The organism is Paracoccus sp. S3-43 (genome assembly GCF_029027965.1).
GTDB lineage: Bacteria > Pseudomonadota > Alphaproteobacteria > Rhodobacterales > Rhodobacteraceae > Paracoccus.
Genome location: NZ_CP119082.1, coordinates 1,201,081 through 1,221,305 on the forward strand (window position 1 = coordinate 1,201,081; position 20,225 = coordinate 1,221,305).

A 20,225-nucleotide genomic window follows, 5' to 3' on the forward strand; every position below is an offset into this window, starting at 1 on the left:
ACCCTAGCCGACCAGCGCCGAGATGATCAGCGCGTTGACGATATCGATGAAAAAGCCGCAGACCAGCGGCACGATCACAAAGGCCCGGTGCGCCGCGCCATGTTGCTGCGCCACGGCGGTCATATTGGCGATGGCGGTGGCGGTTGAGCCGAGCGTGATACCGCCAAACCCGGCCGAGATCACCGCCGCCTCATAATCGCGCCCCATCGCGGGGAACACGACCCAAATCGTGAATCCGACCGTCAGCAGGATCTGCATCACAAGGGCGGCGGTAATGAACAGAAGGACGCCGTTCAGCTCCCAGACCTGCAGGCCCATCAGCGCCATGATCAGGAAAAGCCCGAGTGACAGATCCGAGATCAGCGCCAGCGCATCATCGACCCCAGGCCAGATCCGCCGCACTAACCGCCTCGGGGCCAGCGGCAAAAGGTTGCGCAGCACGATCCCCGCGACAAGGCAGCTGACAAAGGCTGGAAGCGTGACGCCGGCCGCCGTGATCGCCTCATGCAGCGCCAGCCCGATCAGCACGGTGACATTCAGCGCCAGGATCGACCAGAGGATGCAGAAGTAATCCATCCGGACCGCGCGCCCCTCATTCGGAACGCCGATGTCCAGATCGCGCTTGTTTTCCGCCTTCAGCCCGCCCCGCCGGATCAGGAGCGCCGCAATCGGCCCGCCGATCACACAGGCCGCGATTAGCCCGACAGTATTGGCCGCGACCCCCAGTTCCAGCGCATTCGTGATCCCCAGCTTTTCGGCGAATATCGGTGCCCAGGCCAGCGTGGTGCCAACGCCGCCGGTCAGCGAAACCGAGCCGACCATCAGCCCGGTCTTCGGCTCCATTCCAAAGAGCCTCGCCAGCCCCATCCCCGCGAAGTTCTGCAAAAGGATGAAGCTGGTCGCAAGGATCAACAGGATCACCAACGGCCTGCCCCCCGCAAGCAGCGTGCGGATATCGGATTTCAGCCCGATACCGGCAAAGAACACCAGCAGCAGGAAATCACGGATCCCCACCTCGAATGAGACCTTCAGATCGAACAGCGCCCAGAGGAGCCCCGTTACCGCGATACAGAGAAAGCCGCCCGCCACCGGCTCGGGGATCGAATAGCGGCGCAGAAGATCAATGTTCAGGGTCAGGATCTTGCCCGCGATCAGCAAGACCACGGCAAGATTGAAGGAATGGAAGGGATGAACCGTAAAGAAGGTCACGCGGCGGCGCCTGTCAGAATGCTGTCAACTGATGTTGATTCCGCTTTGCCCCGGATCCGCCTTCCGGTCAAGGGCGGGGCCCCGCGCCTGCCTCAGGCGGTGGTGTGAAATCCGTTATCGGCATAGACCACCGATCCGCTCATGGGACTTGCGGCCTCGGTTGCCAGAAAGGCCGCCAGCGTACCGATCTCTTCGATGCTTACCAGTTTTCCCGCAGGCGTACGGGCGCGAATCTTATCCATCAGCGCATCGAACCGGTCGATCCCCGAGGCGGCGCGGGTCTTGACCGGACCGGTTGAAAGCGAAAAGGCACGAATCCCTTCGCCCGCCAGATCGGCCGCCGCATAGCGGACCGAAGCCTCCAGCGCGGCCTTTACCGGACCCATGAGGTTGTAATTCTCGACCACCCGATCCGCGCCGTAAAAGCTGACCGTGATCAGCGAACCACCCGCCTGCATCAAAGGCCGCGCCAGCCGCGCCATGCGCAGGAAGGAGTGGCAAGAGATATCCATCGCCGTCGCAAAACCTTCGGCCGAAGCGTTGACAACGCTGGTGTGCAGATCCTCGCGCGGGGCGAAGGCGATGGCATGAAGCAGAAAATCAAGCCGCCCCCATTCAGCGGTAATGCGGTCAAACACGGCTTCCAACTGGCCGGGTTCACGCACATCGCAAGGAAGGAACAGCGGCGCACCCACTTCCTGCGCCACGGGTTCGACCCATGGCCGGGCCTTTTCATTAAGAAAGGTCAGCGCCAGCTCTGCCCCCGCCGCGCGAAAGGCCCTGGCGCAACCGGCGGCGATGCTGGCCTCATTCGCCACGCCAACCACGAGGCCGCGTTTGCCTTTCAGATCAATCATGTCGCTGCCTCTTCGCTGACGGCCTCCTGGGCGATGATGCTTTCCTCATCGGTCGGAATGACAAGAAGCTGCACCCGGCTGGCGGCGGTGCTGATCCTGCGCGACCCTGCTTCATTGGCATCGGGGTCAAGCTCTGCCCCAAGCCAGGCCAGCCGCGCGGCGACACGGGCGCGGATACCGGGCTGATGCTCGCCGATTCCTGCCGTGAAGACCAGCGCATCGATCCCGCCCATGCTGGTCGCCAACCGTGCCACCTCGCCCGCGATGCGCAGGCAAAAGAGGTCGATCGCCTCGGCAGCCTCTGGGCGCGTGCTGGCCATCAGCTCGCGGCTGTCAGCCTCGAAACCCGACACGCCCAGAAGGCCGCTTTCACGATAGAGCATGGTCTCGACCTGTTTCAGGCTTTGCCCCATTTCGCCCATCAGATGCAGGATCACGCCGGGGTCCAGCGCACCCGAACGCGTCGCCATCGGGATGCCGTCCAGCGTCGAAAACCCCATCGAGCTGTCGATGCTCTTGCCGCCCCGGATCGCACAAAGGCTTGCGCCGCTGCCCAGATGTGCGGCGACCACCTTTGCATCGGTGGCCAGATCGCCCAGTTGCCCGGCGATATAGCGGTAGGAGAGACCATGAAAGCCATAGCGCTTGATCCCCTGATCATAAAGCGCGCGCGGCAGGGCAAAGCGGCGGATCAGGGGCGGGTTGGTGGCATGAAACGCCGTGTCGAAAGAGGCTGTCTGTGGCACATCGGGGTAAAGCCCCCGCATCGCCCGGATCAGCGCAAGGCTTTGCGGCTGATGCAGCGGCGCAAGCCGCGCCAGCGCGTCGATCTGCGCGATCACCTGATCGGTGATCCGGACTGGTCCTGTGAAGACATCGCCGCCATGCACAACCCGATGGCCGATCACCGCAAGGCGCGAAAGATTGAAATGCCCGGCCAGCCAGGCAAAAGCCTGGTTCAGCACGGCTGTCAGATCGCCGGGATCCGCTGTGATCGGGCCTGAAAAGGTCTTGCCCTCGCGCGTCAGGCGCACTTCGAAAGGCTCATCGCGGAAATCGATCACGCCCGACGCCAGCGGGCGCGGCGCGGCGGCCTCCAGTGCGTAAAACCCCAGCTTGATAGTCGAGGATCCGGTGTTGAATGTCAGGATCAGATCGCGGGTCACGCCTTCCCCTCCGCTTTGCGGACCGCGACCAGCTTGGCCAGCGCAGCCGAGGCGATGCGGGCCGATAAAGGATCCGCCCGGCTTGTCAGAACGATTGGCACCCGTGCGCCCAGAACCAGCCCCGCGGCCGTGGCGCCCGCGAAATAGATCAGCTGTTTGGCAAGCATGTTCCCGGCCTCGAGATCCGGCACCAGAAGAATATCGGCCTCGCCCGCCACCTGCGAGACGATGCCCTTCGTCGCCACCGCCTCGGGGCTGATCGCATTGTCGAAGGCCAGCGGCCCGTCAACCAGCGCGCCCGTGATCTGGCCTCGAGCCGCCATCACCGTCAGCGCGGCGGCATCCAGCGTGGCGGGCATCGTCGCGTTCACCGTCTCGACCGCCGCCAGCACCGCGACCTTCGGCTGATCGCGCCCCAGAAGCCGCATCAGATCGACGGCATTCTGGCAGATGTCGCGCTTATGCTCCAATGTCGGTGCGATATTGATCGCGGCATCGGTGACGATCACCGGCTTGCGATAGGCGGGCACATCCATCGCATAGACATGGCTGATCCGGCGTTCGGTGCGCAGGCCGCCGCTTTTCGAAACCACCGCCGCAAGCAGTTCATCGGAATGCAGGCTGCCCTTGACCAGCACCTGGACGTTGCCACAGGCCGCCAGTTCCACCGCCCGCGCCGCCGCTGCATGGCTGTGCTCTGTCTCCTCGATCCGGAAGCCGTCAAGCGAGACCCCGGCCTCGGCGGCCGCCGCGCGAATCTTTCCGCCGGGACCGATCAGGATCGGGTCAAGCAGGCCTTCGTCGCGCACCTCGATCGCGCCAAGGATCGCGGATTTCGAACAGGGATGCACCACCGCCGCCCGCACCGGGGGCAATGCGCGGGCCTCTTCGACAAAGCCCTGCCAGCGCCCCTTCGGCAAGACCACCGCCTCGGGAAGGTCACCCGGCACCCAGGTCACCTGCTCGACCGGGGCCAGCACCAGCGCCTCGCCCGAAAGCACCACCTCGCCCCGCTGATTGCGGGCGGTGGTCGTCAGGCGGACACGGTTCTTGCCCTCGATCAGCTCGGCCACTTCAACTTCGGCGGTGATGGTATCGCCTGGCGAAACCGGCTTGTTAAAGCGGATCTGCTGGTCGAGATAGATCGTCCCCGGCCCCGGCAGGCGGGTGCCCAGCACCGCCGAAATCAGCGCCGCAGTCCACATGCCGTGCACCACGACATGGCCAAACGGCCCATGGGCGGCGAAACCGGCATCCAGATGCGCGGGGTTGGCGTCGCCGGAAACAGCGGCGAACAATTCAATATCCTTGGGACCGACGTGGCGGACAAGACTGGCGCGGTCGCCGATTTTCATCTGGTGAAACAGATAGTTGGTCAGAGTGCCGGTCATCTTGTCACCTCTGGAAAACATATGTGCCGGGCGCATCTGCCAGCGCGTTGCCCATTGCGGGCGGCGCGGCGGGGGCACCCGAACGCGCGGCAAGCCAGGCCTGCCAGGGCGTCCACCACGAACCCTCGGTTGCAGGATTGGCCTCGACCCAGGTCTCGGGCGGCAAAAGCGCGTCGTCATGGGCGCGGGTCGCCAGCCGGTAGCGGCGGCGCGGGTGACCGGGAGGAGAGACGATCCCCGCATTATGCCCGCCCGACGTCAGCGCGAAAGTCACCTCGCAATCGGTGAACTGGTGGATTTTGTAGACCGACTTCCAGGGTGCGACATGATCGCGCTCGGTCCCGACGGCAAAGATCGGCACCCGGATGTTCTGCAACAGAACTGTCTTGCCCCCGGCGGTGAAGCGTCCCGAAGAAAGCTCATTATTCAGATAAAGCCTGCGCAGATATTCGGCATGCATCCGATAGGGCATCCGGGTGCTGTCGGCATTCCAGGCCATGAGATCATTCATCGCCGTCCGCTCGCCCATCATGTAATCGCGCACCATCCGGGACCAGATGAGGTCATTCGAGCGCAAAAGCTGAAACGCCCCCGCCATCTGATCGGCAGAGAGATAGCCGCGGTTCCACATCATGCTTTCAAGAAGATGCAGCTGGCTTGGGTCGATGAACAACGCAAGCTCGCCCGGTTCGGCGAAATCGACCTGCGCGGCAAGCAGCGTCAGCGAGGCGAGACGCGCGTCCCCCTTCCCCGCCATGGCAGCCGCCGCGATCGACAGCAAAGTGCCACCCAGACAATAGCCGGTGGCGTGGATTTTCTGATCGGGCATTAGACGGGTGATCTCATCCAACGCGGCCATCACGCCCAGCCGGCGATAATCCTCCAGCGTCAGATCACGATCCTCTGCACCCGGATTGCGCCAGGAAATGGCGAAAACCGTGTGGCCCTGCGCCACCAGCCAGCGGATCAGTGAATTCTCCGGGCTGAGGTCGAGGATATAGTATTTCATGATCCAGGCCGGAACGATCAGCACCGGCTCGGGGTGCACGGTTTCTGTCGTGGGCGTATACTGGATCAGTTCGATCAGGTGGTTGCGGAAGATTACCTTGCCCGGCGTCACCGCCACATCGCGACCCGGTGTAAAGGCCTCGACACCCTCTGGCGGCTCCTGCCGGATCTGGCGGACGACGTCCTGCAGCCAGTTCTGCCAGCCCTTCACAAGGTTCATGCCTCCGGTAGCCCAGGTCCGTGCCACAACCTCGGGATTGGTAAAAGGGTTGTTCGAAGGCGCACAGACATCAAGGATCTGTTTCGCGGCAAAAGACACCACATCCTCGTGGTGCTTCGTCACGCCCGGAACCTCATGGGTGACGTTATGCAGCCATTGCTGCTGCAGCAGGAAAGCCTGCGACATCCAGCTGAAGGGCGGTTTCGCCCAGGCTTCACCGGCGAAACGGCGGTCGCCCGGCAAGGGCGTGATGACCGGCGCGGCCTGCGGATCCATCGCCGAGGCCATCAGATGCGCCATGAGACGCTGCCATTTGCGGCCCGCCTTGACGCCCAGTTCCATCTGCTTGCCCGGTGCCTGCGCCAGATGAAAGGCCCAGTCGACATAGGCCATCATCAGCGAGCCGGGCGAGACCCCGCCGCTGAGCTGTCCCGAGAGCGCCTCTCGTATGCGGTCAACGGCCTGAAAAGCCTCGATGCCAAGGCTTTCATCGCCGGTTGCACCCGAGCCATCTGATTTGGGAGTAAGGGCCATGTCGCGTCTCCAATTTACCGGCGGAAGTTAGCACAGAACTATCAACGAGTGTTGATCGAAATCAAAGAGTTCAAGATTTTTCTTGAACATAGGCATTGCGCCCAAGGCCCGATGCCGACGACATGTCGTAAAGCGCCGTCAAACCGCCGAAACAGCCGCCCCCGGACTGAACAGGCAAAGCATCGGCGTCCGGCGGCGGACACGGAATCCCCTGTCCCTGCCCTGATCATCATGGACGATTACCGGCAAAACGGCGCGACGTCGAGGCCATGACCCGGCCAATGCCGCTGGCACCAACGCCGGGCCAAGGCCGCGGCCTCAATCCGCCAGCACATCACCGATGCCAGTGAAGACACCGCCGACCTGATTGAAGACAAAGGCCCCAGCCAAGCGTACCTCACCGAAAAGGGTGTTTTCAACCACAGCCCCGGCCTCGCCGGAAAGCAGGCCGACATAGCGGCTGTGGGCGGGATCATCGGTCGGAATATCGGTAATATCCACGATCCGTATTCCGGTCGCGACCGCCAGGCGCTGGACCGCCGGATCACGCACATCGACAAGCCCAAGCCGTATCCGACGTGCCGAAAGCCGCGACGACAGTTTCAGCGCCAGATCGTCCGAGGAGACGAGCACCGTGATGGGATGCTTCATCGGCCCAAGGCTGACCATCTGGGCGCGGAAAAGATCGATATCAATATCCGGGGCGGCAAGGATGACCTCGATCCGGTCCAGCACATCGTCCCGCCCGGCAAGACGCAGTTGCACCAGCGTCTCCATCGTCAGCCGCGCGCCCATGCTGTGAGCCAGCACCGGCACCGCGTCGGAAGCGGACCGACCCTTTGTCAAAAGCCGCAGCAGATCGGCAAGCGCCGCGCGGGAAAAGTCAGACGCGTCACGATCAGCCAGATAGGCGCCCGGATAGCCTGCCGAGGGCCATGTAAAAAGGACGGGCTTTTCCTCGATATGCGCATCGACCGAAAGCTGCGCGGTACGGAACAAGGCCTCATGAAAGCGGGTGTTGAAGCCGTGGACATAAAGCCCGACCCCCTCGCGCGAGAGACGCTTTGCAAAGGCGTCACGGCTAAGCGTCTGCCGGCTGCGCATCACGAAATTCCGGTCGGCGCTGCTGCCATTGCGATCCGGCCATTCAATCTTTCCCGGCCGATGGCCAGGCGGCACCGAGACCTCGTATTCCAGCCAGCTTGGCCGGATGGAGCGAGAGTCGCCAAAGGCCCCCGGCAGATTTGCCTCGGGCGCGCGGGTGGTCATGGTCAGCACCCGGACAAGGCGGGCGCCCTCGGGCAGGGCACCGGCATCGGGGGCCAGAACTTCCGGCCCCGGACGCGCAGCGCAGCCTGCAAGCGCAAGCGTCAGGATCAGAAGCAGGCGGCCCAACATATGCCTTACCGCAGGAATTTCTTGAATCGTATCAGTGCCACCCAGAACAGCGCCACCCCGATCGCCGCCAGCGCCGCGAACTGGGGCCAGACCACGTCAAGCCCCGCACCTCGGAACAAGATGCCCTGCGAGAGGATGATGAAATGCGTGTTGGGGGCTGCAAGCATGATGGTCTGGATGATCTCTGGCATGGATTCCCGCGGCGTCATCGCGCCTGACAGCACCTGCAGCGGCAAAAGCGCCATCATCAGCAAAAGCGCGAATTGCGGCATCGACCCGGCGATGGTGGCAAGGAAAATTCCAAGCCCCGTCATGGCGAAAACCATCAGCACCGCGCCCGCAAGAAACAGCACGACCGAGCCCTGCACCGGAACCGCCATCAGCGCCTGCACCACAACACTTAGCGAAAAGATCGACCCCAGCAGCACCACCAGCCCCATCGACCAGATCTTGGAAAACATGATCTCGGTCGTGGTGACGGGCATGACCAGCAGGTGCTCGACCGTGCCATGTTCCTTTTCGCGGATCAGCGCCGCGCCGGTCAGCACCAGCGACAGCATGGTGATCGACCGGATCACGGCGGAAATCGCGCCGAACCACTTCGGATCCAGCGAGGGATTATACCGCGCGCGGAGCGCCAGATCGACCGGCAGCGCGGTCTCGGCCCGGTAGCCCGCCACATATTCCGAAACCTCGGAGGACACGATCTGCTGGATATAGCCGCCGCCGGTGAAGGCCTGGCTCATCCTTGTCGCGTCGATATTCAGCTGGATCGCCGGGTTTTTTCCGGCCAGCACATCGCGCGCGAAATCCGGTGGGATGTTCAGCGCAAAAGTATCCAGCCCCTGATCCATCCGCCGATCCATCTCGGCCGTCGTGGTCATCTGCGGCTCGACAAAATAGGGCGGATAAAAGGCCGAGGTGATGCGGGCGGAGAGATGCGACTGATCCTCATCCACGATCGAGATCGCGGCATTCGTCAGCGCCTCGGGCGAGACGTTCGCAGAGGTCCAGATCGAGAGCGAAAAGGAATAGACGATCAGCACCAGCATCACCGGATCGCGCCAGAGCCCGCGCAATTCCTTGACGCCCAGATTGAAGGTGTTGCGCAGGTTCATCCGCCCCTCACTTCGCCTGTTTTTCCAGGAAGGCCGCCGCCAGCCCGATAATCACCGGAATGGCGATGCCCATGGCCAGCATCGGCCCGGCCAGTTCCGCCATTCCGAAGGCCTTGGAGAAAGCCCCCCGCGCGGCGGTGATAAACCAGGTCGAGGGGTAGATCTCGCCCAGAACCCGGCCAAAACCCGACAGCGAAGAGACCGGGTAGATCAAACCCGAATAGCTGACCGCCGGGATCATCGTCAGCATGGCGGTCGCGAACAGCGCCGCGACCTGACTTGCGATGAAGACCGACACCAGAAAACCAAGCGCCGTGGTCGCGGTGACATAGATCAGCGCCGAAAGGGTAAAGCCCAGAAAACTGCCGTTGAAGGGCACTGCGAAGAATGTGACCGCCATGGCCATCATCAGGAAGAAATTCAGCATGGCCAGCGCGATATAGGGCAGCTGTTTGCCAAGCAGAAATTCCAGCCGCGTCACCGGCGTGACGTAGAAATTGATGATCGAGCCCAGTTCGCGTTCACGCGCGACCGAAAGCGTGGTCAGGATCGCCGGGATCATCAGCAAAAGCAGCGGGATGATCGCCGGGACCATCGCATTCAGGCTGCGCACGTCGGGGTTGTAGCGGTATCGGGTCACCAGTTCGAAACTGCCGCCGCTCGCCTTGTCACCGTAAAGCTGACGCGCCTGACGTGTGATCCAGTCGGCATGCATGCCCTGCACATAGCCCTGCACCGTATTGGCGCGGCTGGGGTTGGCGCCGTCGAACCAGGCCCCGACCTGCACATCCCTGCCTGCCGCGATATCGGCGGCAAAGCCGGGCGGGATCTCGATCGCCAGCGCCAGCTCGCCCGAGCGCATTCTTGCGTCGATCTCGTCGTAACTTGTCAGGGCCGGCTGTTCGATGAAATAGCGCGATCCCGCAATATCGGCGATATAATTGCGGCTGGTGGTGGTCTGGTCGCGGTCAAGGGCGGCGAAGGTCAGATCCTCGACATCCATGTTGATGCCCAGCCCCACCACGATCATCAGAAGAAGGCTGCCGACCAACGCCATGGTCAGCCGGATCGGATCGCGCTGCAATTGCAGGCTTTCCAGCTGCGAATAGCTAAGCAGTCGCCGCAGGCTGAAGCCGGATTGCTGCGCGTGATGGGTCACCCCGGCTGCGGGGGCCTCGGGCGCGGCCTCGGGCGCAGCGGCGGGGGCGGGTGCCGTCTCGCCAATCGCCTCTTCAAGATAGGCGATGAACGCGTCTTCCAGCGTGGCGCAACCTTTGGCTTTCGTGATCCCCTCGGCGGTGTCCGAGACCAGCACCTTGCCCGCATGCATCAGGCTGATGCGGTCGCACCATTCCGCCTCGTTCATGAAATGGGTCGAGACAAAGATCGTCACGCCATCCTTGCGCGATAGTTCCGCCAGAATGCGCCAGAAGCCGTTGCGCGCCACCGGGTCCACCCCCGAGGTCGGCTCGTCAAGGATCAGGATCTCGGGCGCATGGATCATCGCCACCGCCAGCGAAAGCCGCTGGCGGATACCCAGCGGCAACGCCTCGGGCAGGCTGTCGGTCACGTCGCCCAGATCGAACCGGGCGATCATCTCGTCAACCCTGGCGGGGATCTTCTCGGCCGCCATATCGAAAAGCCGCGCGTGCAGATCAAGGTTCTGACGCACCGTCAGCTCGGAATAGAGCGAGAAGGCCTGCGACATGAACCCGACCCGGCGGCGCACCGACAGATCGCTTGCATCGACCTCATGGCCGAAAAGCTTTGCCCGGCCCTCACTCGGCTCCAGAAGCCCGGTGAGCATCTTCATCGTCGTCGTCTTGCCGCAGCCGTTCGAACCCAGAAAGCCGAAAATCTCACCCCTAGGGATGCGGAAGGAAACATTATCGACCGCCACGAAATCGCCAAAGCGCTGCGTCAGCCCCTCGGCCTCGATGGCGATATCGCTGTCATCGGTGGTCCGCGGCGGGATCACCACGGCACTGTCTTCGCCCCGGTCTTCTTCGGGCAAAAGCGCGATGAAGGCTGCATCAAGCGTGTCGGCCCCGGTCCGCGACAGCAGATCGTTGGTGGTGCCGGTGGCCAGCACCCGGCCCGCATTCATCGCAACCAGCCAGTCGAAGCGCGCGGCCTCTTCCATATAGGCGGTGGCGGTGATCACGCTCATCCCCGGCCGTGTCGCGCGGATGCGGTCGATCAGATCCCAGAACTGGCGGCGCGACAGCGGATCGACGCCGGTGGTCGGCTCGTCAAGAATCAGGAAATCGGGATCATGGATCAGCGCGCAGCACAGACCCAGCTTTTGCTTCATGCCGCCCGACAGCTTTGACGCCGGGCGCGACCGGAACGGCGTCATGCCGGTCGCAGCCAGCAGATCGGTAATCCGCCGCTCGCGTTCGGCCTTGTCATGACCGAAAAGCGAGCCGAAGAAATCAAGGTTCTCTTCGACCGAAAGCGTCGGGTAGAGGTTCTTGCCCAGACCCTGCGGCATATAGGCGGTGCGGGGGCAGACGCGGTTGCGATGCGCCACATCGCGCATATCGCCGCCCAGAACCTCGACCTTGCCCTGCTGGATCACACGTGCCCCGGCCAGCAGCGACAGAAGGCTGGACTTTCCGACCCCGTCTGGCCCGATCAGCCCGACCATGCGCCCCTCAGGGATCTCCAGCGTCACATTGTCAAGCGCCGTGACCTTGCCATAGCGCAGCGTCAGGCCGGAGACCCCGGCAACTGAGCCGGTCATTTCGCGACATTGGAAAGAAAGTCAGGCCAGGCGGCATCCGGATCAAGCCGCAGATAGGCCATGCCCGGCAGGCCGGTTTTGACATATTCGATATGCCGCGACAGCAGCTCGGGGTCGATGCGGGCACGGACGCGGAACATCAGCTTTTCGCGCTCATCGGCGGTCTCGACCGTCTTTGGCGTGAACTGCGCCACATCGGCAACATAGGAAACCGTGGCCGGGATCACGAATTCCCGCGCCGCATCCATGACAAGGCGCACCTCTGATCCGACCTGCACCCGGCCGACCTGCGATGTCGGCAGAAAAACCGTCATATAGACATCGCCCAGATCGACAAGGCTGAGGATCCGCCCGCCAGAGCCGACAATCTCGCCCTCTTGTGCGATGCGATACTGGATCCGGCCCGTGCGCGGCGCTTTCAGCGTGGCGTCGTCCAGAGAGGCCTGGATCGCATCAATCGACGCCTTTGCCGCCTCGACGGCCGCACTTGCATCGACCACCTGCGCCTGCGCGCTGCTGACCCCCGCCAGCGCTGCCGCATGGCTGGCTTCGGCCGAGGCCACACCGGCGCGGGCCTGGGCGTCCCGGGCGCGGTCATCATCCAGCACCTGCTGCGAGATCGCACTGGTCTTTGCAAGCTGCTCAGAGCGTTCAAGCCTGCGCGACGCGGCATCGGCAACCGAGCCTGCCTGATCAACCGCGGCCCGGGCCGCGCGCTCTTGTGCCTCGGCCTGAGCGACCAGCGCCCTTGCTGTCTCGACGCCGATTTCGGCGCGGGCAAGCTGCGCTTCGGCCTGACGTTTTTGTGCGTTCAGCTGCACCACGTCCATCTGCACCAGCACATCGCCTGCGCTGACCATGTCACCTTCGGCAGCGGTGATTTCGGCGATTCGGCCGCCGGTGAGCGCCGCGATATCCACCTCGGTCGCCTCGATCCGGCCATTGGCGCTGGCAAAACCCGCCGGCAGACCGGCGGGTTGCAGCCGGTCCCAGGCCAGCCAGCCAAGCACGGCGACAACGGCCAGGCCGCCCAGAATAATGGTGTTTCTGCCGGGCTTTGCCATGATCTGCCTCTGATTGCTGTGCTGATGGATGCTTCGCGCATGTCCCGATGCGGTTTTCGCCCTACGCTCCCCTGTTGTCAACGCTCGATGACAGGGTAAAAACCTGTATTGTCGCGCAAAAGCGGCTGCTGGTTGTTTGCTGTTGAAAAACCAGCTAAACAACACGACCCGGTGTGGGCTGCACCTTGCCGCACCTCTGCTCCGGGGCAGCATTTTCAGTTTCTTCGCGTCGAAGCCACCGGACGAACACAAGCCACCCATGCCAAGGACGCTCAACTCAGCCAACTCGACCGACCGCATGCCGGGGCAGGCAACCGGGAAAGAACGCATTCTTGCATCGGCGATGCTGCTTTTCGCGCGGATGCCCTATTCCGACACCAGCCTGCGCGACATCGCCGCCGCGGCTGGGGTCGATGTGGCCTATGTCCATCGCGCCTTCGGGTCGAAGGCCGAGATATTCCGTCAGGCCTTGCTGGCGCTTGCGCCCCTCGATGACATCGCCGCAGGGGACCTCGATGGCGCGACCATGATCAACCGGATCTGCGATCTGGCCTTCCTGCGTGATCCGCGCAAGGTAGAAGATGTCAGGCCGCTTCATTTACTGACACAGTCCAGCCTCTGCAGCGAGGCGCGGGCGATCATTGCGCAATTCTTTGGCACGTCACTAGCCCTGCCTCTAAGCAGGGCGTTTGGCCATGCGGATCCGGGACGGGCGCATTTCGCGCTTAGCCTTCTCAGCGGTTTCGTGACCCATCGTGCGATTTTCGGGCCTGCGGATTTGCTGGCTATCCCCGAGGCGGATCAGCGACAGATGCTGCAAACCGCCCTGATGAACGCAATGCTGCCTGGTTGTTCAGATGGGGTATTCGGCTGGCGTCCCATCTAGACCACTATCCAAGTCAGCTTGCCAACTGCGATCCTGTATAAGTCATGTTGGGATTTCCGCGTTTCGTGCGGAGATTTCAACACGATTGATCGGACGCCTCAGGTGCTTTCAGGCGGCTATATACGGTCGGTCAGATGGCCGCTTGGATCGAGTGTCGGTCTCGTAGGTAGCGCGCCCCCGCACCAAACAAATCAACGATATCAAAATGTTGGAGCCCGACTTAAACCGTCGGGTTTTTGCTTTTGAAATTCTTGTCAACACCTGGTCAACATTTGCAGAGGCCCCCATCGAAGGCCCTGCGGATGGGCGAGTGCTTCCATTTTCCCGATCAATGGAAATCCCGACTCGGAAACAGCTTCCGTGCCTGTTCGCGGGGATGGCGCGCTGTTGGTCTCCTGCTGCCGCCAGTCGGGCGCTTTCCCGGTCTCGACCCATGTCTCGCCTAGGATGGTGTTGCGGAACGCCTTGATCGCCTCGTCCGACCCCTGAGCTGCGTCCCATGCCCGAACGATCCGCTCCCAGCTCAGCCAGCCGATCGGCGAATAGAGCGCCGAGAGGTGATACCCGACCGTGGTCGGATCGGCGGCCGTGGCGGTCGCCCGCCACTCGCCGCCTTCCAGCATCGCCGTCTTGTGGTGTTCCGTGATTGCCGCGTCGCAGCCCTCGCAGTGATATTCCGCCGTTTCCGGCTTACCCTTCTGCCAGCGCAGCCGGTCGAACTTCAGCCATTGCATCGCGCCGCAATGCGGGCACGGCACGAAGTACCGGCGCTGGTCGCTCACCTCGTATTCCCGTTCGATCCGGCTCAGCCCCCGGATGGTGGGCGTCGACACCAGCAGCACCTTGCGCCGATGGGCGAAGGTCAGCGACCGTGCCTCGGCCAACGTGACCGGATCGCCTTCCTCGTCGGCCGAGGCGGGATAGGCATCGACCTCGTCGAGGAAGATGTACCGCGCCGGGGTGGACCGCAGCCCGACCGCCGAATTGGCCCCGGTCATGATCAGGATGCCACCCGCGAACTCCTTCGACAGCATCGTATTGCCCGCATCTCGCGACCGGGCCGGTTTGACCCGCTCCCGCAGCTCGGGGCTCTCGTCGATCAGCGGGTCGATCCGCTGGCGTGAGTTGCGCTTGGCAAGTTCCACCGTCGGCTGGACCGCAAGCATCGGGCCCGGTGCCTGGTGGATCGCAAAGCCGATCCAGTTGTTGCCCGCCTCGGTCGCCCCGACCTGCGCGGCCTTCATGAACACGATCCGCTGCATCGTGTCGCCGGCCGACAGCCGGTCCATGATCTCGCGCATGTAGGGCGTGCGCACCGTCCGGTGCCCGAGCACGATCACCGGCGCTTCGGTCAGCCCGAGCTGCGTCGCGGCCAGCACCCGGCCATGGCCCGCTATCAGTTCGCCGTCATCGCCGACGAGGCAGGGCACGGTCCAGCCGAACTCGGCCATGCTGGCGGCGATTTTTGCGACCTGGTCGGGCCCGTGCACCTTCGCGTTCTTCGCGTAGGGTTGGAGGCGCGCAAGCGGCCACATCTCGATCCGCTCGGGGGCGAAGGCGAGGTTCATGCAGGTTCCTGTCGATGATAGGTCGGCATCCGCTGGGCTGGACTCCGGCGCGATGGGGTCCGCCGGCTTCCGGCTGGACTCCGGCATCCGCGGGGTATCCACCCCGCGCGGCCGGTCAGATGCTTGAATTCACGAGGGTTTCTTGGCGTCGCGGCTGGACGCTGGACTCCGGTGGCTTCCCAAAAATCTGGCCCTGTCGCTGGCGAAATGCCGAGCTTCGCCCGCCAGCATACGAATATCGCCAGGAAGGAACCGGAAACTGCCGTGGGGTGGACCCCGGCCGGACCCTCGCTGGAAGCCGGGGTCCAGAGGGCCCCCGTCAACGCAAAGGGGAGAGCGGGCTTTCCAGCGCACTCTCCCCATCTTGCCTTCGGAATAGCACGATCATGTTGCAGATGTCGAAGGAAAAAGTGTTGCAACACCTTGGAGTCACTGCGCATTCAGCCGCGCAGCAATCTTGGTCAGCGCCAGCTGCCAGCGCCGCCAGGCGGTGGTGCGGTCGCAGCCAAGTTCCCCGCTGATCTGCTTCCACGGCACCCGGGCCGCGCGCGACCAGACCAGCTTGCGCTCTGCCTCCTCGATCCAGAGCACCCAGTCGAAGGTCTGCTCGAGCCGGGTGATCGCGGCGGCCGAGGGCCAGACCCGCATCGGCTGCGGCTCCATCGCCGCGATCTCGCGGCTCGTCCGCACGATGTCGGGCCAAGTGTTGAAGTAGCCCTGCGCCTTCACCGGCGGCAGCTTGCGCAGCGTGCTGAACGCCTCTTCGAAATGATCGGCGACGCAGTCGGCGGTCCATTCGCGATCAGCCATGACGCGCCTCCCTGTCGGAAGGGCGCGGGCCGTAGAGCTTTTCGCCCAGTTGGCGGACCACTTCACGCTCGGGCCAGGTGAGGCGGTCGTCATCGGCAGAGACCGCGAGGACGCCCTGTTCCCGCCAGCCCTCGCGCTTGACCTGCTCGGGATCGCGGCGCCGACCGCCGTAGCCGTTCGGCATGAGCCGCATCCCGGTCATGCGGCGGACCCCTTGCCGCCTTTTGCCATGGCCTGACGGACCTGTTCGGCCCGGCGCCGGTTCCGGTCGTTGTCGAGATCAATCCGGCTCAATCCCGTCTCGCGATCGACATGGCTGCCTTCGCCGTGGCGCGCCCAAGCGATCAGGGTATTGGCGATCTTGCTCTGCATCTGCAGCACGGCGCTCTGCGTCGAGGTTGCGATCAGGGGTGCGAGGTATTTCGAGAGGAACGGCAGCCAGTCGGTCGGGTTCAGGATGACGACCTGCTCGACGAGCCCGAGGGGGTCCTCGATCAGGACAAGGATGCCGTTCATCTCGCTCGGCCAGAAGCGGATTTCGAGGCCGGCGCTGGCCGTGCAGTCCTCCGTCAGCAGCGTGTATTCGCAATCGAGCACACGCTCGAGGGCGCAATGCCAATCGATGCGTTCCGCCTGGCTGAGGCGTTGGGCCTCGCGATACCAGTCGGGCAGTTCCGTGTCATGGAAGCGGCCGGCGTCGTAAAGGCGCATCCGGTCGAACATCATGCGTCTATCTCCTCTGTGGGTTTGGGGTGAACGGATCGCGTCGGGGCGACGGGCTTCGCCGCCTCCAGCCGTGCCGAGAGCACATCGAGGGCGGCGCGGCGCGCGACGAGGACGGCCTGCATGCTGGCGGTCAGACGGGATGCGAGGGCGTCGAGACGCACGGCGCTTGACGGACCATTGGCCTCTGATGCATCGCTGTTGCACACCGTCAGCTCGAAGCTGGCGAGTGGCCCGAGGCGGTTGGTGAGCCAGGCTTCCGGATCAGGGATGCGGGTGAGATCGGCGCGAGCGGTCCGGGTGCGATGGCCAGCACCTGTCGGGCGGTAGGTCACTTCCGCAGAGGAAGGGGACAATCTGCTATTATAGAGGTCTCTATAATAGTCATTTGTCCCCTTCCTCTGGCCGTCCTTCTTCGCGGCCTCGCGGGTTGGCCAGAGCTCCGGAAAGCAAGCCGCCATGTCGGCGGCGTTCTCGAGCACGATGCCGGTCAGCGCCATCAGGTCGCGCCGGGTCGGCCGGAGCTCGGACCACGGCACCAGCGCATCCACCGTGATCGGCAGGACCACGTCCGTGAGCAGGTCGATCTCGAGCGGAGTGGCGGCGGTGCGGTTGACACCGCGCCCACGGCCCATCGCCTGGATCAGCTCGCCCTCGCAGATGCTCCAGCGCACCGCCTCGGCGATGGGATCGGCATGTTCCTCCATCGCGAGCGGCGCGGTCCGGTCGCCAGCGAGCCGCACGCGGCGTTCGACCATGGGATACCACCAGCCCGCGTCCTCCGGGTTCGGTGCGGGCATCCGGCCGGTCAGCGCCATGGCGATCAGTTCGACCGTGTGAGGCGCAGGCAAAGTGCGGCCGAGGATCACCATGCCGCCGATCCCGCCCCAGCGGTCGAGCCCGCTCAGCGCGTTGAAATGCACCGCTTCCACACGCGGCGGCAGCCCGGCCGACCTGAGCGCATCGATGGCTGCCTTCTGCCCAACGATCAGCAGATCGATGGCCTGTCCGGGGCGATGGCACTGGCGGGCCCGGAGCTCGATCCAGGCGCGGAGATCGCGCAGACGGCTCGCGGCGGCCTTGCGGTCCCGCTCGGGCGCATCGGCCGAGGGCGTCAGGGCGCGAGCCGAGGTCGGGCTGCCGGTGACCTGGAGGACGCGGACATGGGGCTGGCGCGCGGCGACGGGCGTGCCTAGACGCAACCGCGGCAGGTAGGTTTGGACGAGTTCCGGGCGCAGCGTCGCGTCGAGATGCAGGATCGGCGCTGCGGCCGCCCAGCCGGTCCGCATGCGGCTGCGCCAGCGCAGGCGCAGGGCGCGGACGGAACCGGCGTCGGTCATCTCGTGCACGAGCTCCGCGCCGGCCGCGTCATGGCCGTTGTCCAGTGCCTCGGCGAGGATCAGCCAGAGCGTGGCGCAGCGCCCGGGCGGGGCCCACGGCTCGCCCGCGGGCAGCAGGACCGCCTCGATGCGCTTGCGCCGCTCGACCGGCGACATGCCCGGACGGAGGCCCGCGTCGCGCATCCGGCGGCGTTCCAGCGTCGCGGCGTGGCGGCAGTCGTCCGGCGTGAGACCGACGGCTTCCAGCAGGCCCAGACGCAGCGGACCGGGCTCGGTGACACGCAGCGCCTTGCAGAGGCGCTCGCGCGCGGCGACCAGGTCGGCGGTGGCGCCGACATCCATCTTTCCCTTGCCGGTGTAGCAGGTGACCGAGGTGCGGCCGGGCTCCAGCCCGTCCTGCGTGAGCGTCGCCTTGCCGTCGAGACCGCGCAGACCCGACTGCCAGAAGCCCTCGTCGATGACGAGGAGCCCGACTTCGCCGATGGCCTGCGGCTTCATGTGGAAAAGGCTGTCATGGGCGCAGACGATCACCTGCGCCGCCTGCGCCAGCGGCTTCTGGCGCTGGTAGCCGCACTCGTGGAACCAGGGGCAGAGCAGCAGTTCCGCCCCGTTCTTGACCTTGCAGCAGCTCTGTTCGACCGGGTGCTCGATCTCGAGCGCGTCGAAGGTGGCCTCCGTGTCGAGGCACATCAGCCGGTCGGGATTGTCGTCGGTCGGATCGGGTGCGGTACGGCCCTTCCAGAGCATGGCGCTGAGGCCGAGCGCTTTGAGCTCCGTGACCTGATCGGCGCCGAGATCGTGGCGTGGGACGGCATAGACGACCTTGCGTTGCCCAAGCCCGCCTGCGGCGATCAGCTCGGCGATGGCGGCGCGCGCGCTCGAGGTCTTGCCGAGGCCCACATCGACCGGCAGGCCGAGGAGCGGCGGCAGCGCCGCCCGCGCCACGATGTTGAAATCCAGCGGGTCGCGGTCGGCGTCGGGATTCGTCGCCTCCTCCTGCGCCGCCTCGACGGCGGCCCAGTAGTCCGGGATCGCGGCCATGAAGCCGGCGATGGCCTCGGCAAGGCTGGCGCGGGCCTCGTCGGGCGTCCGGACCGGCGCCGGATAGGTCGGCGGTGGCGGCGGGATCCGGGCCGCACCGGCGACGAGCGCCGCAACGGCGTCCGGCCCCTCTGCGCAAAAAAGGTCGTTGGCGTCGCCAGGGCTGTCGGGCACGGCAAGACGGCCGTCGACCGCGAGCGCGACCTTGCGGGCCGCCTCGACACCGGGATTGCTGTCGCGGTCGGGCTTCGCGTCGTTGTCGGCGACGAGGACGAGGTCGGCCGCCGGAAAGCGCGCCCGCAGCGCCTCGGCGACGGGCATCAGGTTGCCGGCATCCATGGCGGCAATGACAATGTGGCCCGTGGCGATGTGCAGGCTCGCACCCGTGGCCCAGCCCTCGCAGATCAGGACGGGGCTTGTGGGCTCCTTAAGCGGCCGGGGGTCCGCACCCACCACCGCGAAATGCCCCTTCTTCGCGCCGCCGGCCAGGAAACGCTTGGCCCCGTCCGGCGCGATGGTCTCGAGACTGTGGATCCGGCCGTCGATGTCCTGCAGCGGAACGATGAGGCGGCGGCCCACGTCCATGCGCAGGGCGAGCGGCTCTGCCTGCTTGGCGACGAGATAGGGGTGGTCGGCCGGGGCGGGACCGGCGCTGGTCCAAATCCGGGCCGCGCGCTCGGCGGCCTCGTCCGCGCGGTTCGGCGCGGGCGCGGCATCGTCATCGGGGTTGCTCTCGGGCGGCGCCGTGGCCGGTGCCGTTGGCGGCTCGCCCGGATTGTTTGCGCGCATTGCGCCTGGTGTCGATCGCTGACGAGTCGGCCGTGGCAGCGCCGCCATACCGATCCGGTCGGCGATCCAGTCGGTCGCATCGTCGCGCGCCATGCCGAGATCGCGGCCGACGAGATCCGAGAACCAGCCGCCCCGACCTTCCTCGTGGTCGAACCACATCCCCGCCCGCGCGCCCCCGACGACGACCGAGAGGCTGCCCTTGCGGCCCCAGCGCCATTCCTGCCCCGCGCGGAAGGTCGGCTTGCCCAGAAGCTCCACCGCCAGCTCCGGCACGCGGGCGCGCAGCTCGGCATCGAAGGCCCGCCAGTCCCGCCCGCTCATCGCCGGCCCCGCGAAACGGGAGCACGCACGCCAGTT

General features: G+C 65.0%; 15 protein-coding genes. 1 reads left to right on the plus strand and 14 read right to left on the minus strand.

What is annotated here, in order from left to right; genetic code table 11:
* Positions 1-3: 3 nt before the first annotated feature.
* The 9 genes from gltS to PXD02_RS06220 all read right to left on the minus strand — a co-directional run bounded on the left by gltS (position 4) and on the right by PXD02_RS06220 (position 12,711).
* On the minus strand, positions 4-1,209 hold the full coding sequence (gltS, locus tag PXD02_RS06180; protein WP_036707945.1) for a sodium/glutamate symporter: 1,206 nt from the start codon (positions 1,207-1,209) through the stop codon (positions 4-6).
* 92 nt (positions 1,210-1,301) lie between these two features.
* Positions 1,302-2,066, minus strand: a complete 765-nt coding sequence (gene fabI, locus PXD02_RS06185) for an enoyl-ACP reductase FabI (RefSeq protein WP_035745640.1) — start codon at positions 2,064-2,066, stop codon at positions 1,302-1,304.
* A complete protein-coding gene (locus PXD02_RS06190) occupies positions 2,063-3,232 on the minus strand; it encodes an acetate/propionate family kinase (protein WP_275105975.1) in 1,170 nt (389 codons plus the stop codon). The genes fabI and PXD02_RS06190 overlap by 4 nt, the downstream gene beginning before the upstream one ends.
* Complete coding sequence (locus tag PXD02_RS06195; protein ID WP_275105976.1) at positions 3,229-4,623, minus strand: bifunctional enoyl-CoA hydratase/phosphate acetyltransferase; 1,395 nt, start codon at positions 4,621-4,623, stop codon at positions 3,229-3,231. The genes PXD02_RS06190 and PXD02_RS06195 overlap by 4 nt, the downstream gene beginning before the upstream one ends.
* A 4-nt stretch (positions 4,624-4,627) precedes the next feature.
* Positions 4,628-6,385 (minus strand): PHA/PHB synthase family protein, encoded by a 1,758-nt coding sequence (locus PXD02_RS06200; protein ID WP_051693716.1) that lies wholly within the window; start codon positions 6,383-6,385, stop codon positions 4,628-4,630.
* 318 nt (positions 6,386-6,703) lie between these two features.
* Entirely contained in the window at positions 6,704-7,783 is a 1,080-nt protein-coding gene (locus PXD02_RS06205; RefSeq protein ID WP_036707944.1) for an alpha/beta hydrolase, read from the minus strand.
* A gap of 5 nt (positions 7,784-7,788) precedes the next feature.
* A complete protein-coding gene (locus PXD02_RS06210; protein WP_035745648.1) occupies positions 7,789-8,901 on the minus strand; it encodes an ABC transporter permease in 1,113 nt (370 codons plus the stop codon).
* A gap of 7 nt (positions 8,902-8,908) precedes the next feature.
* Positions 8,909-11,647, minus strand: coding sequence for a ribosome-associated ATPase/putative transporter RbbA (rbbA, locus tag PXD02_RS06215; protein WP_036707940.1), 2,739 nt, complete (start codon positions 11,645-11,647; stop codon positions 8,909-8,911).
* Positions 11,644-12,711, minus strand: a complete 1,068-nt coding sequence (locus tag PXD02_RS06220) for an HlyD family secretion protein (protein ID WP_097031790.1) — start codon at positions 12,709-12,711, stop codon at positions 11,644-11,646. The genes rbbA and PXD02_RS06220 overlap by 4 nt, the downstream gene beginning before the upstream one ends.
* A gap of 136 nt (positions 12,712-12,847) precedes the next feature.
* Here PXD02_RS06220 and PXD02_RS06225 point away from each other — a divergent pair, with 136 nt between their 5' ends.
* A complete protein-coding gene (locus tag PXD02_RS06225; RefSeq protein WP_275105977.1) occupies positions 12,848-13,597 on the plus strand; it encodes a TetR/AcrR family transcriptional regulator in 750 nt (249 codons plus the stop codon).
* Positions 13,598-13,851: 254 nt separating this feature from the next.
* Here the strand turns inward: PXD02_RS06225 and PXD02_RS06230 are convergent, their stop codons facing one another.
* The 5 genes from PXD02_RS06230 to PXD02_RS06250 form a co-directional block, all read right to left on the minus strand.
* The gene (locus PXD02_RS06230) at positions 13,852-15,165 is read right to left on the minus strand and encodes a terminase gpA endonuclease subunit (RefSeq protein WP_244961060.1); all 1,314 of its coding nucleotides are present in this window, start codon (positions 15,163-15,165) and stop codon (positions 13,852-13,854) included.
* Positions 15,166-15,594: 429 nt separating this feature from the next.
* A complete protein-coding gene (locus PXD02_RS06235) occupies positions 15,595-15,975 on the minus strand; it encodes a DUF6362 family protein (RefSeq protein WP_271884838.1) in 381 nt (126 codons plus the stop codon).
* Positions 15,968-16,177 (minus strand): hypothetical protein, encoded by a 210-nt coding sequence (locus tag PXD02_RS06240; RefSeq protein ID WP_473092059.1) that lies wholly within the window; start codon positions 16,175-16,177, stop codon positions 15,968-15,970. The genes PXD02_RS06235 and PXD02_RS06240 overlap by 8 nt, the downstream gene beginning before the upstream one ends.
* Positions 16,174-16,701, minus strand: a complete 528-nt coding sequence (locus PXD02_RS06245) for a hypothetical protein (RefSeq protein WP_145110059.1) — start codon at positions 16,699-16,701, stop codon at positions 16,174-16,176. The genes PXD02_RS06240 and PXD02_RS06245 overlap by 4 nt, the downstream gene beginning before the upstream one ends.
* Entirely contained in the window at positions 16,698-20,189 is a 3,492-nt protein-coding gene (locus PXD02_RS06250; RefSeq protein WP_275105978.1) for a toprim domain-containing protein, read from the minus strand. The genes PXD02_RS06245 and PXD02_RS06250 overlap by 4 nt, the downstream gene beginning before the upstream one ends.
* Positions 20,190-20,225 lie beyond the last annotated feature (36 nt).

What these genes read in the sequence shown, in the direction of transcription:
- PXD02_RS06220 (WP_097031790.1), bottom strand. Translation starts at nt 12,711, where the DNA reads ATGGCAAAGCCCGGCAGAAACACCATTATTCTGGGCGGCCTGGCCGTT.
- PXD02_RS06245 (WP_145110059.1), bottom strand. Translation starts at nt 16,701, where the DNA reads ATGATGTTCGACCGGATGCGCCTTTACGACGCCGGCCGCTTCCATGAC.
- fabI (WP_035745640.1), bottom strand. Translation starts at nt 2,066, where the DNA reads ATGATTGATCTGAAAGGCAAACGCGGCCTCGTGGTTGGCGTGGCGAAT.
- PXD02_RS06230 (WP_244961060.1), bottom strand. Translation starts at nt 15,165, where the DNA reads ATGAACCTCGCCTTCGCCCCCGAGCGGATCGAGATGTGGCCGCTTGCG.
- PXD02_RS06205 (WP_036707944.1), bottom strand. Translation starts at nt 7,783, where the DNA reads ATGTTGGGCCGCCTGCTTCTGATCCTGACGCTTGCGCTTGCAGGCTGC.
- PXD02_RS06240 (WP_473092059.1), bottom strand. Translation starts at nt 16,177, where the DNA reads ATGACCGGGATGCGGCTCATGCCGAACGGCTACGGCGGTCGGCGCCGC.
- PXD02_RS06200 (WP_051693716.1), bottom strand. Translation starts at nt 6,385, where the DNA reads ATGGCCCTTACTCCCAAATCAGATGGCTCGGGTGCAACCGGCGATGAA.
- PXD02_RS06235 (WP_271884838.1), bottom strand. Translation starts at nt 15,975, where the DNA reads ATGGCTGATCGCGAATGGACCGCCGACTGCGTCGCCGATCATTTCGAA.
- rbbA (WP_036707940.1), bottom strand. Translation starts at nt 11,647, where the DNA reads ATGACCGGCTCAGTTGCCGGGGTCTCCGGCCTGACGCTGCGCTATGGC.
- PXD02_RS06210 (WP_035745648.1), bottom strand. Translation starts at nt 8,901, where the DNA reads ATGAACCTGCGCAACACCTTCAATCTGGGCGTCAAGGAATTGCGCGGG.
- PXD02_RS06250 (WP_275105978.1), bottom strand. Translation starts at nt 20,189, where the DNA reads ATGAGCGGGCGGGACTGGCGGGCCTTCGATGCCGAGCTGCGCGCCCGC.
- PXD02_RS06195 (WP_275105976.1), bottom strand. Translation starts at nt 4,623, where the DNA reads ATGACCGGCACTCTGACCAACTATCTGTTTCACCAGATGAAAATCGGC.